We start from the raw sequence: 15602 nt of genomic DNA on the forward strand, positions 1-15602 counted from the left end.
GGATTTTACCCTGGTGGAAAATCCCCCGAACATCGCATAATCACCCGGACGCTTTATGCTCTCAACACGCTTCAAAAGAGCCTCGGCCACCCTGCTGCCGCTGCTCTGTTTACTCATCACCTTCTGGACCCCGAGCACCCTGGCGCAGGATCTGCCCCAGCGCGCCACCGTGCAGCGGGCGCTCGACGCCCTCGGCAAATCGGACACCCCCACGGCCAGCCAGCAGGCGGACCAGAAGTTCCTGACTGACACCCTCTCCCTCCTCGACAGCATCGACAAGGAGAAGAGCAAGGCCAAAACCCAGAGCGAACGCCTGCGCACCCTGCCGGCAGAGCTCAAGGAGATCGGCGCCAAGCTCGACGCCCTGACCCAGGGCAAGAGCCCGGAGCAGCTCAAGAGCGAATACGCCACCATGAGCCTGGCGGAGCTCGATGCCCGCCAACCCGAGATCATGGCCAACATGCAGGCGGCCCAGGAGGCCCTTGGCACCATCGGCAGCCAGATCACCAACCTGCAGACCCTGCCGGAGCGGGCCCAGGCCAGCATGAGCCGCGCCTATCAGCGCAGCCAGGAGATCCGCACCCGCCTCAACGCCGGGGACGGGGTGAGCAGCGCCGAGAAAATGAAGCTTAATGCCGAACTGGCCCTGCTGGATCTGCAACTGGCCAACCTGCAAAAGGAGCTGGACAACCGCACCAGCATGCAGGATCTGGTGGTCAAGCAACGGGACTACCAGAGTGCCCGTCTCGCCAGTGAAGAGCAGAAACTGCAGGCATTGCAGGAGCAGAGCAGCGCCAAGCGCCTGGGGGATACCGAAAAGACCGCCGAAGAGACCGGCGAACTGGTGGCCGCCGAAGACAACCCCCTGGTGCAAAAAGAGCAGGAGCTCAACTACCAGCTCAGCCAGCAGCTCATCAGCTCCACCAACAGCCTCAACACCCTGGCCCAGAAGAACCTGCAGGCGAAGAGCATGCTGGAGCGCGGCACCCAGACCGAGCGCAACCTCAACGAACAGGTGCAGATGCTCAAGGGCAACCTGCTGCTCTCGCGCATCCTCTATCAGCTCTACCAGCAACTGGAAGCGGCCCCCTCCACCCTGGTGAAGAACCTGGAGGAGCAGATCGCAGACCTGCACCTGGCCCAGTTCGAACTGAGCCAGCAGCGTGACCAGCTGTTCCAGAAGAACCAGTATCTGGACAACCTCATCGCCAGCAGCGGCGAGACGGTGAGCGACGAAGACAGGGCCAGCCTTGCCAAGCTCATCGACATCCGCATCGGCCTGCTGGATCAGCTCAACCGCCAGATGGATGCCCAGCTCACCAACGCCATCAGCCTGCAGCTGACCCAGCAGCAGCTGACCCGGGTCTATGCCTCCATCGAGTTCACCCTGCAGCAGCACATCTTCTGGGTGAGCAGCAACAAGCCCATCGACGCCAAGTGGTTCATCACCTGGCCGGCCCAGGCCTTCAAGCAGGCCTCCGACTGGGTGCTGAAACCGGACTGGAGCGGCTGGGGCGACATGCTGCTGGCAGTCTCTCTGCTGGCACTGCCCCTGCTGCTGGTGGGGGGGCTGCTGCTGTGGAAGCGCGGCACCCTGCTCGAGCGTCAGAAGAAGATCGTCAAGGATCTGGGACGTTTTCGTCAGGACAGCCAGTGGCACACCCCCCGTGCCCTGCTGTTCACCGTGCTGCAACGCCTGCCGGGCACCCTCTTCATCCTGGCCGCCGGCCTGCTGCTCGCCTATTGCGGTCTGCTGAGCCCGAAACTCATCTTCCAGATCACCCTGAACCTGGCCCTCGGCTACCTGGTGTTCAGCGTCTACCTGTCGGTGATGCGACCGGGGGGCATCGGCGAGACCCACTTCCGCATGCCGCGGGACGAGCTGCAGGCCAAGCGCAACAGCATGCGCTACCTCTGGCTGCCCCTGCTGCCCCTCATCATGCTGTCGACCAAGGCGGTGGTGGAGCCCTCCTCCCTTGGCAACGATGTCATTGGCCAGGGCATGACCATGCTGCTGCTGGGGCTGACCGCCTACCTGGTGCTGCCCATCTCCCGCGCCCGCATCAAGGGCGAGGCGAGCATGTTGCAGACCCTGACCGCCGTCGCCCTGGCGCTGGCGCCGGTGGCCCTGATGGTGCTGGCAGCCCTTGGCTACTACTACACGGCCCTGAAACTCACCGGCAGGCTCATCGAGTCCTTCTACCTCATCATCATCTGGGGTCTGGTCTATCGCACCGCCCTGCGCGGTCTTGAGCTGGCGGCCCGTCGTCTGGCCTATCGCCGCGCCGTCGCCAAGCGGGAACACAAGACCCAGGAGGATGCAGAAGGGGGCGAAGCCATCGAAGAGCAGCCCATGGATCTGGAAGAGGTCAGCCAGCAGTCCCTGCGTCTGACCCGCATCATGCTGCTGCTGGTGTTCGGCGTCGCCTTCTACTGGCTCTGGTCTGATCTGGTGGCGGTCTTCACCTACCTCGACAGCGTGGTGCTGTGGCACAAGAGCGAGGGGACCGGGGCCAACGCCGTGCTCTATCCCATCAGCCTGAGCGACGTGCTGACCGGCCTATTCGTGTTTGGTGCGGCTCTGTCGCTGGCCCGCAATCTGCCGGGCCTGCTGGAGGTGCTGGTGCTCTCCAAGCTGCGCCTCGCCCAGGGCACGGCCTACGCCTTCACCACCATGCTCAACTACGCCCTGATCGGGGTGGGCAGCCTGACGGCGCTGGCCATGCTCGGGGTCCAGTGGGAGAAGCTGCAGTGGCTGGCCGCCGGTCTCTCGGTCGGTATCGGTTTCGGCATGCAGCAGATCGTCTCCAACTTCATCTCAGGCATCATCATTCTGTTCGAGCGCCCGGTGCGGATCGGCGACACCGTCACCATCGGCACCATCTCGGGCACGGTCAACAAGATCAGGATCCGCTCCACCACCCTCACCGACTTCGACCGCAAGGAGGTGATCATCCCGAACCAGCAGCTGATGATAGAGCGGCTCATCAACTGGTCCCTGTCCGACACCGTCACCCGGGTCATCGCCCGGGTCGGGGTGGCCTATGGCTCGGATCTGGATCTGACCCGCAAGCTGTTGATGCAGGCCGCCATGGAGAACAGCCGGGTGCTGAAAGACCCGGCCCCCATCGTCTACTTCCTCACCTTCGGGCCCAGCACTCTGGATCACGAGCTGCGCTTCTTCGTGAGCGAGCTGGGGGATCGCAACCCGGCCATCGACGAGCTGAACCGCCGCATCGACGTGCTGTTCCGCGAGCATGGCATCGAGATCGCGTTCAACCAGATGGACGTCTACATCAAGAACATGCAGGGAGACGAACAGAAGGTGGAATCCCGCCCGGCGCTGCCGCCGGCGGGGAACCAGCCCGTTTGATCCCGCCCGCTTCACAGGCCCCGTCACGGGGCCTGTTTTTTTTCTGCCCGCCCCCCGCCTTGGAAAGCGCAGATCGCCCCCAATATAGGGAAGACAACGGACTGTCTGCACGAGGAACCCAATGGACTCTCTCTACGCCGTGGTGCTCTTTGCCATCTCGGCATCGGTCACCCCCGGCCCCAACAACATCATGGTGATGAGCGCCGGGGCCAGCGTCGGGATACGCAAGAGCCTGCCCCTGCTCATGGGGATCTGCGTCGGCTTCACCCTGATGCTGTTGCTGGTGGGGCTGGGCTTTAGCCAGCTCTTTACCCGCTTCCCCGAACTCCACATGTTCATCAAGTGCGCGGGCACCCTCTATCTGCTCTATCTTGCCTGGCTCATCGCCCGCCCGACGGACGGGATGGCTGACAGCAACGGGGCCCGCCCGTTCGGCTTTTTCAAGGGTGCCCTGTTCCAGTGGGTCAATGCCAAGGCCTGGGTGGTCGCCACCGGCGCCATCGCCGCCTTCACCAGCGCGGGGAGCGACCCTTTTGAGCAGCACCTCGTCATCGCCCTGACCTTCTTCATCGTCTCTTTCCCCTGTGTCGGACTCTGGCTCCTGTGCGGTTCCCTGCTCAAGCGCTGGCTGGCAAACGATCTTGCCCGTCGCCGCTTCAACCAGGTGATGGCAGCCCTGCTGGCACTGTCAGTGGTGCCCGTCATTCGCGAGATCCTGATCCCCGCCTGAGACGCCGGGACTCCCCTTTCCCTTGACCCGACGGACGGCCGTCGCAAAGGAGATGCAATGCAACAAGTGGTCTATGTGGCCAACCCGGTGAGCGGGTTGATCCATGTGTTTCGCCTCGAGGCAGGCACCCTCGCCCCGCTGCAGGAAGTGCAGACCGGCGGCGAGGTGCAGCCCCTGGTCATCAGCCCGGACCGGCGCTGGCTCCATGCAGGGGTGCGCCCCGATTGTCGGGTGCTGAGCTTCCCCATCTCCGCCGATGGGCGGCTCGGGGCCCCGACCTCGGCGCCACTGCTCGGCAGCGCCTCCCACACCTGCACGGACGACAGCGGCCGCCTCTTCTTTGCCGCCTCCTACGCCTTCAACCACGTCACCGTCTCCCGCCAGGATCAGGCGGGCCGGATGCAGCCCCCTCACCAGCGTCTCGACCACCTGATGGCGGCCCACTCGGTCACCTGGCTCCTGGGGCAAAACGGGGAGCAGGAGCTGCTGGTGGCCTGCCTGAAGGAGGACAGGGTGCGCCGCTTTGCCCTGGTGGACGAGAGGCTGGTTCCCCATCCCTTGGGGGACATTCACACCGCACCCGGCGCCGGGCCCCGCCATCTGGCCCTGCACCCGGACAACGGCGATCTCTATTGCCTCAACGAACTCGATGCCACCCTCAATCGCTACCACAGGGAGGCGGACGGACAGATAGTGGCGCGCGAGAGCCTGGACATGCTGCCCCCAGGCTATGAGGGGGAGCGCTGGGGCGCCGACCTGCACCTGACCCCGGATGGACGCTTTCTCTACACCAGCGAACGGGCCAGCAGCCTGCTCACCCTGTTCGGCGTCTCCCCCCAAGATGGCGCCCTCACCCCCCTCGGCCACTTCCCGACCGAAGCCTGCCCCCGGGGCTTTGCCATCGACCACAGCGGCCACTGGCTCATCGCGACCGGGCAGCAATCCCACGAGGTGGCGCTGCATGCCATCGACCCCGAAAGCGGTCTGCTCACCCCGGGCCCACGGAGCGAGGTGGGCAAGGGGGCCATGTGGGTGAGGGTGCTCGCCCTCCCCTGAGCTGGCGAAAAACGGGCATAAAAAAAGCCATGGCACTGCCATGGCCTGCGTGAACCGGCCCCCTCAGGAGCCGGTCACCTCCTTCAGGAAACCGGTGAAACGCTGCCAGGACTTGGCATCGGCATCGGCGCGGTAGTTGTCCGAGCCAAAGACGCTGAACGCGTGGGGAGCACCGCTGTAGCTGGTCGCCTCGTGCTTCACCCCAGCGCTCTCCAGCTCGGCCACCAGCGCCGCAAACTGACCCAGAGAGACCGCCTCGTCGGCGCTGCCGTGCTGGACAAGCAACTGTCCCTTCGCCTCTTTGTAGTCCTGCCCGGCCGGGGTCTCCAGCCCGCCGTGTACGCTCACCACCCCTTTGAGATCCGCCCCGCTGCGGGCCAGCTCCAGCACGGCGGCGCCGCCAAAGCAGTAACCGAGGGCCACCGCATTGTCGAGCCGCCCCCCCTGCCTGCCCGCCTCCGCCAATCCCCCTTGCAGCAGGGTGCGCATCCTGGTCCTGTCCTGATAGAGGGCTCCGGTGAGGCGCTTCTTGTCTTCCACCGTGCTCGGCCTGACCCCGGCACCGAACAAATCTACGGCAAAGACACTGTAGCCCAGGGCCACCAGCATCTCGGCCCGCTTGATCTCGTAGCCGTTGAGCCCGTCCCAGTCGTGCACCAGCACCACCAGGGGGGCATCCTTGTCGGCAGCCGCCAGGTAATAGCCCTCGAACGGCTTGCCTTCGACCTCGTAGCGCACCGCACCGGCCTCGGCCGCGCCGCTCCCCATCAGCCCCAGCAGAGCCAGGATCCATGCCCTCTTCATCCTTGCGTCCTCTCCCGTCAATGGTGCCCCTGAGTGTAGCCGCTTCACATGGGGAGCCCGGGTTCAGTGGTACGCAGGCAAAAAAAGAGAGGCCACCCGAAGGTGGCCTCTTTTTCATCATCTCAACGTACAGCAAGCCAGGCGCTTAATCCTTGGCGCTCTCCATGGCACCCGTTTCGGAGTGCTGGGGCAGGATGAGGTTCAGCAGGATCGCCGCCACCGAGGCCAGCCCCACGCCCGCCAGGGCGAAGTCGCCGATCTTCATCTCCAGGGCGCCGACACCCACGGTCAGGGTCACCGCCACGATGGCGATGTTGCGGGACAGCCCCAGATCCACCTTGGACTCCACCAGGGTCTTGAGACCGATGGCGGCGATGGATCCGAACAGCAGCAGCATGATGCCGCCCATCACCGGCATGGGGATGGAGGTGAGCAGGGCGTTGAACTTGCCGAAGAAGGCCAGAATGATGGCGAACACCGCCGCCCAGGTCATGGTGACCGGGTTGAAGTTGCGGGTGATCATCACGGCGCCGGTCACTTCCGCATAGGTGGTGACGGGGGGACCACCGATGAAACCGGCGAAGCAGACGCCGATGCCGTCACCGGCCAGGGTGCGGTGCAGGCCCGGATCCTTGGTGTAGTCCTTGCCGGTCACGCCGCCGATGGCGAGCACGCCGCCGATGTGCTCGATGCAGGGGGCGATGGCCACCGGCAGCATGAAGAGGGCCGCGGCCCAGTTGATCTCCGGGGTTTCGAAGTGGGGCAACGCCAGCCAGGGGGCGTTGACCATGCCGTCGAAACTCACCTGGCCCATCAGCACGGCAGAGACATAACCGGCGATGACACCGCACAGGATGGGGATGAGCTTGATCCAGCCCTTGCAGAACACGGCGGCAATCAGGGTGACCGCCAGGGAGATGCCCGCCAGGGTCAGCGCCGTGGTGGCAGGCACCACCTGCTCACCGCCGGCACGGCCCATGGCCATGTTGCAGGCTACCTGGGCCACCGACAGGCCGATCACCATGATGACGGGACCGATGACCACGGGGGGCAGCAGCTTGTGCACGAAGCCCATGCCACGAGCGCGGATGATGGCCGCCAGGATGAAATACATGAAGCCCGCGGCAAACAGACCGAACATGGTGGAGGGCAGGCCCCAGGTCTGGGTGGCATAGATGATGGGGGCGATGAAGGCGAAGCTGGAGCCGAGGAAGATCGGCACCTGACGACGGGTGCAGAGCTGGAACAGCAGGGTGCCTACACCGGCGCCAAGCAGGGCCATGGAGGGGTTCAGACCGGTGAGCAGGGGCACCAGCACCATGGCACCGAAGGCGACAAACAGAATTTGCAGCCCGGCGACGCTTTGCTTGACCAAGGAAAACATGGGTATCCTTAATTTTTTGATAACTGACAGGGATATTTGACACTTTTCAGTCATCACAAGACGTTTTCAAGGCAGCCAACGGACCAAACGGCGTCATTTGTTGCCTTTTACTGCTTGGGGAGGGCATGAAACTGGCTTTTTAGGCGGGATTCGCTGCTACAAGCATCGAGGAAGCGATTTTACGCACTTTTATGGCCAACGCCAATCGTTTTTCCGGCGAGTTGACATGACAAGGCTTTCAACTGGTCGACGCAGATACCACCCCAACCCCCTCTCTATACTCGAAGGCGTGACCCCACACCGACAAGGAGTTCCCCATGTCACTGCCCTCGTTCAAACCCAGCCAGCGCCGGCTGCTGCTGGGCTCGGCCATCGCCCTGGCCCTGTTAGCCACCCCGCTGAGCTATGACTTCGACCACCACCAGTGGCAGGCAAACCAGGCCCATGCCAAGTCCTGCTTCATTGCCGGTACCCGCATCCTGATGGCCGATGGCTGCGAACGCCCCATCGAGACCCTGCGGATCGGCGATCGGGTGCGGGACAGGCACGGGCAGAGCAACCGCATCCAGGCCATCGAGCGGGTGGCGCTGGGGGCGCGCAGGCTCTACGGGCTCAATCATCTGCCCCCCTTCTTTACCGCCGAGCACCCCTTCCTCACCACCCGGGGCTGGGCGGCCATCGCACCGGCCATGACCCACACCGAAAACCCGGCCCTCGCCGTGCTGCCGCTCTTTACCGGCATGCACCTGCTGGGTTGGTCAGAGGGGGGCAGCGCGGGCAACCTGGCGCTGGCGCCGCACCCTGTCGAACTGCCGGTGGCCTCCCTCTCCTGGGTTGATGCCCCGCCCGCCACGGCGCTGTTCAACCTGATCCTCGATGGCAGCCACAGCTATGTGGCCAATGGGCTGATCGTGCACAACAAAGGGGGGGATGGCGGCGGCAACAGTGGTAGCGGAGGCGGCAACAGCGGCGGCGGGGGCAGCAACAGCGGCGGCGGGGGCAGCAACAGCGGCGGCGGAGGCAGCAACAGCGGCGGCGGAGGCAGCAACAGCGGCGGCGGAGGCAGCAACAGCGGCGGCGGAGGCAGCAACAGCAGCGGTGGGGGCAATAGTAGCCACAGTGGAAACAATAGCGGAAATGGAGGCGATAGTAGCCATAACGGAAACAATGGCGGGGACGACAGCGGCCACGGCGGCGATGACCGTGGTCAGGGCGAACATGCCGGTGGCGACCAGCACGCTGGCGGCGATCGCCACGGTGGTGGCGACAAACATGCAGGCGGGGAGCATCATGCCGGTGGCCGGGTGGACGACAACGGCGTGGACGCCGTCGATGCCAATGGCAACAAGCTTCGAGGGGACGGCAGCATAGATGACAACGGCGTGGACGCCGTCGACGCCAATGGCAACAAGCTTCGGGGCGATGGCAGCGTCGACGACAACGGCGTGGACGCCGTCGACGCCAATGGCAACAAGCTTCGGGGCGATGGCAGCGTCGATGACAACGGTGTGGACGCCATCGATGCCAATGGCAACAAGCTTCGGGGCGACGGCAGCGTCGATGACCGCCTGGTGCCCCCGCCCGCTCAATAGGTGTCAGCGTCCTGCCCCGCACACACAGCAGGGCGGAAAACAGAGAGGGTGGCCTGGGCCACCCTCTCTGTTTCTATGACATCGTCATGTCCGCGACACGTGCGGGCAGGTCGCACCTCAGACCCGGCGATAGGGCAGGTAGACCGGCTCCCACATATGGCTCAGGATGTGCTCTTGCAGATCCTGACCGATGAGCGGGTGGGAGGGGTCGCGGCGCACGATATCCTTGAGCACCGCGGTCGCCACGTGCACCGAGATGTTGCGCAGCTCGCTGATCCTCGGGTAGACGGTGCCCCGGGCGAGATCCGCCTCGCTCACGCACTCCGCGAGCGCAAAGGCGGCGGTGGTGAAGATGTCCGGGCTTATCTCGCGGATCTGGCTGACGATGGCCGCCAGCCCCACCCCGGGGAAGATGAAGACGTTGTTGCCCTGACCGATGCGATAATCCTGCCCCTCATGGTGCACGTCCTTGAACGGGCTGCCGGTGGCGACGATGGCGCGCCCCTGGCTCCAGCGGAAGATGTCTTCCGGCAACGCCTCGCAGTTGGCGGTAGGGTTGGAGAGGGGGAACACCATGGGGCGATCGCAGTGGGTCAGCATCAGCTGGATGTGCTCCTCCTGGAAGGCACCACCGGCGCCGCTGGTGCCGAGCAGCACGGTGATGGGCACGTGGCGCAGCACCTCGGTCAGCCCCGCCTTGCCCTGCAGATCCCACTGGGCCAGCAAGAGGCCCGGCTTGGCGTAGCGGCGCTTGTACTCATCCAGCCCCTCGCGGTTGTCACACACCAGCCCCTGGGTATCCAGGATGTAGATGCGATCCCGCGCCGCCTGCGGGTCAAGCCCCTCGCGGATCATCCCCGCGCAGATCTGATCCGCCACCCCGACCCCGCCAGCCCCGGCCCCGTAGACCAGGTAGTGCTGCTGGCCCAGGGTTTCCCCCTTGGATTTGACGGCCCCAATGATGCCCGCCAGCACCACGGCCCCGGTGCCCTGGATGTCGTCGTTGAACGACGGCAGCGCCTGCTGGTAGCGGGCCAGGTTGTTGAAGGCGTTGGACTTGCTGAAGTCCTCCCACTGCAACACGGCGTTGGGGAAGTGGCGCTTGACCCCGGCCACGAACTTGTCGATGAAGTCATCGTACTCCTTGCCGCGAATACGCCTGTGGGGCTGACCCAGGTACATGGGATCATCCAGCAGCGCCTGGTTGTCGGTGCCCACGTCCAGCGCGATGGGCAGGCAGCAGGCGGGGTGGATGCCCGCCCCCAGGGTATAGAGGGCGAGCTTGCCGATGGGAATGCCCATGCCCCCCACCCCCTGATCGCCGATGCCGAGGATCCCCTGGCTGTCGGTCACGACGATGATGCGCACCGCCTTGGCATCCATGTGGCGGGCGAGGGAGCCCATGTCATCGACGTTCTTCGGGGTGATGTAGAGGCCGCGCGGCTTCTGGAAGCGGTGGCTGAACTCCTGGCACGCCTTGCCCACGGTCGGGGTGTAGATGTAGGGAGTCATCTCCTCCACGTGGCGGGACAGGAGGGCGTAGAACAGGGTTTCGTTGCGATCCTGCAAGGCTCGCAGGTTCTGGTACTTCTCGATGTCGCTGCAAGCGCTCAGGAAGGCCTCATAGACCCGCTCCAGCTGGGCTTCGAAGGTCTGCACCTGAGGCGGCAGCAGGCCATCGAGCTCAAAATCGACCCGCTCCTGTTCGGTGAAGGCGGTACCCTTGTTGAGGTTGCGATCGTTGAGCAGATTGGTGCCCGTCAGCGCAACGGGGCGAAAATCGTGACCCTGTGCATCTTTCCACAGCAGATATTGTCCGGTAGCCATAGTCATTCTCTTTGATTTACATGAAGTTGCCATCAGGCAGGAGAGCAAGGCTCAGAATGCTGGGGATCATATGACGTTTGCCGATCCGGTTTTGTGAGCTTGGACAAACCCTGCGGCCAAAGGCGCCTTTGCCGGAGCAGCCGAAGGTTGCTCCCGCGCCCGCCTTGGCGCAAGATCCCGACACGCCCCTGTGGGCATCCCTTTGCGAGCAACGGAGCACCATGACCCCTTCCTCTTCCCCCGCTTTTCTCGTCAGCGGCGTCATCCTCGCGGGCGGTCGCGCCACCCGCATGGGGGGCGATGACAAGGGCTGGGTGCCCCTCGCGGGCACTCCCCTGATCCAGCACGTGCTGACCCGCCTGCGCCCCCAAGTCGACGAGGTGCTGATCAACGCCAACCGCAGCCAGGCTCGCTACCGGCAGCTTGCTCCCGTCATCGGGGACGCGCAGGCCGACTTCCAGGGGCCGCTGGCCGGCATGCTGGCGGGGCTGACGGCGGCCCGTCACGACTGGGTGCTGTTCGTCCCCTGTGACGGCCCCGCCCTGCCCCTTGATCTGATGACCCGCTTTCGCGCCGCCATCACCCCGGACACCGATCTGGTGGTGGCCCACGACGGGGAGCACCTCCAGCCCGTGGTCGCCCTGCTGCGCCGCGCCCTGCGCCCCTCCCTGAGCCAGGCGCTGGCGGACGGGGAGCGCAAGACCGGGGCCTGGTTTGCCCGCCACCGGATGGCGGTAGTGCCCTTTGCCGATCTGCCCGACGCCTTCGTCAACCTCAACAGCCCGGCCGAACTCGCCGCCTGGGAGGCGAGGCTGCGGGAAGGGGGCGCGCCATGAGCCCCCTGCCCCTGCTCGGCTTCGTCGCCTGGAGCGGCACCGGCAAGACCACCCTGCTGGAGCGCCTCATCCCGCGCCTGGTGGCGCGCGGTCTGCGCCTCGGGGTGCTCAAGCACACCCATCACGCCTTTGACATGGACCAGCCCGGCAAGGACAGCCACCGCCTGCGCCAGGCGGGCGCCACCCAGGTGATGGCGGCCTCCGACAGGCGCCACGCCCTGATCCGGGAGACCCCGGAGGGGGAGCCCCCCTTCGAGGCGCTGCTGGCCCGCTTCGATACGAGCGCCTTGGATCTGCTGTTGGTCGAGGGGTTCAAGCACAGGCACTTTCCCAAGGTGGAGCTGTATCGCGCCGCCATCGGCCGGCCCCTGCTCTTCCCCGAGGATCCTGACATCGTCGCCCTCGTGAGCGACGCCCCCCAGGCCACGACCCTGCCCCGGTTCCCCTTCGAGGATCTGGAGGCCATCGCCGACTTCATCTGCGCCCGGTTGCCCCCGCACGAACCCCGTCAGGCCCCACCGCCCCTTCGCCTCTGCGCCCGGCTGCTGGCGGCCCTGCCCCCATCGGCAGAGCAGGGCGTTGTGCCCGGCTTGCTCAGTCAGGACGAGGCGGGCACCCTGCTGGTGCGCCCGGTGGATGGGGGCCACGACAGTGCCAACTGCCACATCGAACGGGCGCCGGGTAGCGCGGCCCTTCCCCCCGGCGAGCGGGTCATGGTGCGCCTGCCGACAGGTGCGCCCCCATGAACCGGAGAAACGACGCAGGTCAAGGCGAATGCCGTCCCCCTTGCTATCCTCACAACCCTGACCCGAGATAAGAGAACGCCCTTGCGCCTCAATGCCCCGCTCTCCCGCTTCGGTCTGCTCATCTATGGCCGCTACCGCCTGGTCCACGGCCTGCGCATCGCCCTGGCCTTCACCCTCACCTTCCTGCTGACCCGGGAGCTCAAGCTGCCGGAGAGCACCTGGCCCCTCATCACCCTGGTGGTGGTGATGGGCCCCATCTCGTTCTGGGGCAACGTGCTGTCGCGCGCCCTGCAACGGGTGGTGGGCACCGTCTTTGGCGCCGCCTGCGGGGTGGTGGCCCTCTATCTGGAGCTCTACTCCCTGCCCCTGATGCTGGCCTGGTGCTGCGCCATCATGTTCCTGTGCGGCTACCTGGCGCTCGGCAAGCGCCCCTATGTGGGGCTGCTCATCGGCATCACCCTGGGGGTCATCGTCGGCGGGGTGCCCGGGGACATCGAGACCGCGCTCTGGCGCAGCGGCGACGTCATCCTGGGGTCGGTGCTGGCCCTGCTGTTTTGCAGCATCTACCCCCAGCGGGCCTATACCCACTGGCGTCTGCAGATGCACGACACCCTGCAGCAGGCCGGGCGGCTCTACCACACCCACCTCTCCCCCAACGTGCTGGAGCGCCCCAAGCTCACCCGAAGCCATGCCCGCCTGCTCGCCAAAATAGTCAGCCTGCGCCCCCTGCTGGCCCCGGCGGTCAAGGAAACCCGCCTTGGCAGCCCGCTGTTCGAGGCGACCCAGACCACCCTTCGCAACAGCGTCTGCACCCTGGAGATGCTGGCCAACACCTATTGGCGGGATCGCCAGAGCCACTTCCTGATGCAGAGCCACCCGGGGCTTCGCGCCTGCCAGCAGGCGACGGAGTCGGTGCTCACCGAACTCGCCCTCATGCTCAAGAGCGGCGATACCACGGCGGCCGACCAGGCCATCGGCCGCCTGCAAGAGGCCGCCGCCCGGCTCGATGGGGACGCAAGCCAGTCGCCAGGCCAGGGACACGATCCCACCCTTGGTGGCTACCTCTGGCTCAATCTCCATCTCATCGAGCAGCTCGCCCACCTCCATCGCCTGCTGGGGCTGGTGCTGCAACCCTATGCCAAGCCCTCGGCCCGCCCCTGATCGCGCCGCCTGCAACCGCCCACAAAAAAGCCCCGCCGATGCGGGGCTTGCTTGTCTCGGGCTCGCGCCTTAGCTTGCACGAGCCAGGGGCTGCTCCGGAGTGAGGTAGAGGGAGAAGTCCTCTATCCCCGCCTTCAGGGCGGCAAAGCAGTCGGGGTCGATGGCCGTGCCCAGGTTTTCCGCCATCATCTCCAGGGCCCGCGGCACCGGGATGGCATCCCGATAGGGGCGCTTGGCGGTGATGGCATCGAAGATGTCGGCGGTGGTGATGATGCGCGTCTCCAGGGTGATCGCCTCCCCCTTGAGCCCCTTGGGGTAGCCCTTGCCGTCGAGTCGCTCATGGTGGGCGCCAGCCACCAGGGCCAGCTCCTCGAAGGCGCCGATGCGGCTCAGGATCTCCTCGGTGTAGGCGGCATGCATCTGCACCGCCGCCCACTCCTGCTCGTCAAGCTTGCCCGGCTTGTCGAGGATGGCGTTGCTCACCCCGAGCTTGCCCACATCGTGAAGCAGGGCACCCCGCTTGAGCCAGCGCCGCCGCGGCTCGGACAGCCCCATCTGGGCGGCGAGGATGTCGGCATAGAGCGCCACCCTGCCGCTGTGCCCCGCGGTATAGGGGCTCTTGGAGTCCACCACCTGGCCAAAGGCCGCAGCAATCTCATCCAGATAATCCTCATCCAGCGCCACCTCCCCCTGCCCCGCCGGGTGGGCGAAGACCCGCTCCGCCAACGCGGGATCCGCCAGCCCTTGCCAGAAGGCGTCATCGGCCAGCGCCTCGAAGGCATTGACCAGGGCGGGATCAAACCAGTTGCCGCTGCGCTCGCGCAGCTCCCTCATCGCCGCGTCCGGCCCGGCGGCGGCGTGAAACACGTCCACCACCTGACAGAGCAGGGCGATGCGGGAGAAGAGCGGGATGGCCTCCCCCGCCAGTTGTTGCGGCCGCCCTTTGCCGCTCCAGTGCTCATCCAGGGAGAGGATCCCCTGGGCCACCTCGTCGCTGAAACGCAACTGGCGGGCGATGTCCGCTCCCCGGTGGCAGCGGGTCAGGATCAGCTCGTTGGCTATCTGATCCCCGTTGCGAAAGATGTGGAACAGGCTGCGAAAACGGCCCAGCAGATCCGCCTGCAAGCCGGTGTGGCCCAGTACGAAGTTGACCACCTCGGAGAGGGAGCCATCCACCAGCTTGAAGTCGCGCTTGAAGTGAAGATCGTCGGTGAGATAGAGCTCGCAGATGCGGGCGGCATTGCTGCTGCACCCCAGATCCTTGAGCAACAGGGTGTAATAGAGGTCGTGGCGCTGCCGGGCATCCAGTCCCAGTTGCTCCCCCAGACGAGAGCCTATCCAGCAGCAGCGGATGCAATGGCCTCTCGGCTGCCCTTCCGTCATGTCCAGGGCATGGCTGAGAGAACCAATCAGCTCTGCCAAACGCAACCCGTTTACCGTCATAGCCCACTCCCTCTACATCGGGGCGTACTTGCCCGCAGGCATGTATAGCATTTGTCGGGAGTAAAGGATCAGGGGCGCGACAAATTATGCCTGCACCGCTCCCCGACTTGCCGCCGCATCGAGCTGCTCGCGGCTCAGGGTCGAGACCAGTTTGTCATCCAGGTAGAGATCCAGTCGCTCCCCGCGCATCTCTCCCCGCATCAGGCTGCGCTGACCGTCGATGTAGTGGATCTCCATCTGGGCGGTGCGCTCGTCCGGGTAGCTCACCTGTACCTCGCGCACCCCTTGGGGCAGCAGGGCCAGCGGCACCTGGTTGAGGGCGGGATCCAGGTGCTGGTTCACCTTGATGATCGCATCGCTCTTCTGATCCACCAGGGCGGGCGCCTTGCCGGTGATGGGGTTCTTGCCGGACCAGAATTCGATGGTGTTGAACACGAAGAGATCCGCCGTGGCCGCCAGGCCATAGACGGGGGAAAGGAGCACGAAGACGCCGGCACGGCCGTAGCGGTTGTCCACCACGCTGAGGTTGCCCTTGGTCACCATGGAAGAGAGGCCCATCTGGCCCATGCAACCACCGAGCCCCAGGCTCGCCCCCATTCCCAGCAGCAGGGCCAGTGCCCTGCCTCTCTGTCGTACTGCCATTGTTGTCT

General features: G+C 65.5%; 11 protein-coding genes and 1 pseudogene. 7 read left to right on the forward strand and 5 right to left on the reverse strand.

Translation table 11 applies throughout. From position 1 onward, the window contains the following. The first annotated feature begins 55 nt into the window (after positions 1–55). The 3 genes from mscK (at position 56) to OKC41_RS08125 (ending at position 5159) form a co-directional block, all read left to right on the forward strand. Positions 56–3373 (forward strand): mechanosensitive channel MscK, encoded by a 3318-nt coding sequence (gene mscK / locus OKC41_RS08115; RefSeq protein ID WP_201893498.1) that lies wholly within the window; start codon positions 56–58, stop codon positions 3371–3373. A gap of 121 nt (positions 3374–3494) precedes the next feature. Then, positions 3495–4103, forward strand: a complete 609-nt coding sequence (locus tag OKC41_RS08120) for a LysE family translocator (RefSeq protein WP_201893496.1) — start codon at positions 3495–3497, stop codon at positions 4101–4103. A gap of 57 nt (positions 4104–4160) precedes the next feature. Continuing rightward, positions 4161–5159: a beta-propeller fold lactonase family protein gene (locus tag OKC41_RS08125; RefSeq protein ID WP_201893487.1), complete on the forward strand. Its 999-nt coding sequence runs from the start codon at positions 4161–4163 to the stop codon at positions 5157–5159. A gap of 63 nt (positions 5160–5222) precedes the next feature. On the opposite strand, the gene OKC41_RS08130 is transcribed toward OKC41_RS08125, so the two are convergent. Further along, a complete protein-coding gene (locus OKC41_RS08130) occupies positions 5223–5963 on the reverse strand; it encodes a dienelactone hydrolase family protein (protein WP_201893486.1) in 741 nt (246 codons plus the stop codon). Positions 5964–6108: 145 nt separating this feature from the next. Next, the gene (locus OKC41_RS08135) at positions 6109–7347 is read right to left on the reverse strand and encodes a uracil-xanthine permease family protein (RefSeq protein WP_041213272.1); all 1239 of its coding nucleotides are present in this window, start codon (positions 7345–7347) and stop codon (positions 6109–6111) included. Between the two features lie 317 nt (positions 7348–7664). Here OKC41_RS08135 and OKC41_RS08140 point away from each other — a divergent pair, with 317 nt between their 5' ends. After that, entirely contained in the window at positions 7665–8939 is a 1275-nt protein-coding gene (locus OKC41_RS08140; protein ID WP_270671864.1) for a hypothetical protein, read from the forward strand. A 117-nt stretch (positions 8940–9056) separates the two neighbouring features. Here the strand turns inward: OKC41_RS08140 and OKC41_RS08145 are convergent, their stop codons facing one another. Further along, positions 9057–10766 carry an NAD-dependent malic enzyme gene (locus OKC41_RS08145; RefSeq protein ID WP_270671865.1) on the reverse strand — a complete coding sequence of 570 codons (1710 nt, stop codon included), beginning with the start codon at positions 10764–10766 and terminating at the stop codon, positions 9057–9059. A 221-nt stretch (positions 10767–10987) separates the two neighbouring features. On the opposite strand from OKC41_RS08145, the gene mobA reads away from it, so the two are divergent. The 3 genes and pseudogenes from mobA (at position 10988) to OKC41_RS08160 (ending at position 13509) form a co-directional block, all read left to right on the forward strand. After that, positions 10988–11602 carry a molybdenum cofactor guanylyltransferase MobA gene (gene mobA / locus OKC41_RS08150; RefSeq protein WP_201901369.1) on the forward strand — a complete coding sequence of 205 codons (615 nt, stop codon included), beginning with the start codon at positions 10988–10990 and terminating at the stop codon, positions 11600–11602. Then, a pseudogene (gene mobB / locus OKC41_RS21085) lies at positions 11599–12084 on the forward strand (molybdopterin-guanine dinucleotide biosynthesis protein B); the annotation flags it as partial. The gene mobA and the pseudogene mobB, both read left to right, overlap by 4 nt. A gap of 345 nt (positions 12085–12429) precedes the next feature. Continuing rightward, a complete protein-coding gene (locus tag OKC41_RS08160) occupies positions 12430–13509 on the forward strand; it encodes an FUSC family protein (RefSeq protein ID WP_270671867.1) in 1080 nt (359 codons plus the stop codon). Between the two features lie 69 nt (positions 13510–13578). Here the strand turns inward: OKC41_RS08160 and OKC41_RS08165 are convergent, their stop codons facing one another. Together OKC41_RS08165 and OKC41_RS08170 are read right to left on the reverse strand one after the other, a co-directional pair. Continuing rightward, positions 13579–14952, reverse strand: coding sequence for an HD-GYP domain-containing protein (locus OKC41_RS08165; protein ID WP_270671868.1), 1374 nt, complete (start codon positions 14950–14952; stop codon positions 13579–13581). An 84-nt stretch (positions 14953–15036) separates the two neighbouring features. Next, positions 15037–15594 carry a DUF3332 domain-containing protein gene (locus tag OKC41_RS08170; RefSeq protein ID WP_182975960.1) on the reverse strand — a complete coding sequence of 186 codons (558 nt, stop codon included), beginning with the start codon at positions 15592–15594 and terminating at the stop codon, positions 15037–15039. Between the last annotated feature and the right edge of the window lie 8 nt (positions 15595–15602).

Origin of the sequence: Aeromonas sp. QDB17, assembly GCF_027705305.1 — a bacterium.
GTDB lineage: Bacteria > Pseudomonadota > Gammaproteobacteria > Enterobacterales > Aeromonadaceae > Aeromonas > Aeromonas caviae.

Coding starts and splice junctions, on each gene's coding strand:
- mscK (WP_201893498.1), top strand. CDS start 56: ATGCTCTCAACACGCTTCAAAAGAGCCTCGGCCACCCTGCTGCCGCTG.
- OKC41_RS08120 (WP_201893496.1), top strand. CDS start 3,495: ATGGACTCTCTCTACGCCGTGGTGCTCTTTGCCATCTCGGCATCGGTC.
- OKC41_RS08125 (WP_201893487.1), top strand. CDS start 4,161: ATGCAACAAGTGGTCTATGTGGCCAACCCGGTGAGCGGGTTGATCCAT.
- OKC41_RS08130 (WP_201893486.1), bottom strand. CDS start 5,963: ATGAAGAGGGCATGGATCCTGGCTCTGCTGGGGCTGATGGGGAGCGGC.
- OKC41_RS08135 (WP_041213272.1), bottom strand. CDS start 7,347: ATGTTTTCCTTGGTCAAGCAAAGCGTCGCCGGGCTGCAAATTCTGTTT.
- OKC41_RS08140 (WP_270671864.1), top strand. CDS start 7,665: ATGTCACTGCCCTCGTTCAAACCCAGCCAGCGCCGGCTGCTGCTGGGC.
- OKC41_RS08145 (WP_270671865.1), bottom strand. CDS start 10,766: ATGGCTACCGGACAATATCTGCTGTGGAAAGATGCACAGGGTCACGAT.
- mobA (WP_201901369.1), top strand. CDS start 10,988: ATGACCCCTTCCTCTTCCCCCGCTTTTCTCGTCAGCGGCGTCATCCTC.
- OKC41_RS08165 (WP_270671868.1), bottom strand. CDS start 14,952: ATGACGGTAAACGGGTTGCGTTTGGCAGAGCTGATTGGTTCTCTCAGC.
- OKC41_RS08170 (WP_182975960.1), bottom strand. CDS start 15,594: ATGGCAGTACGACAGAGAGGCAGGGCACTGGCCCTGCTGCTGGGAATG.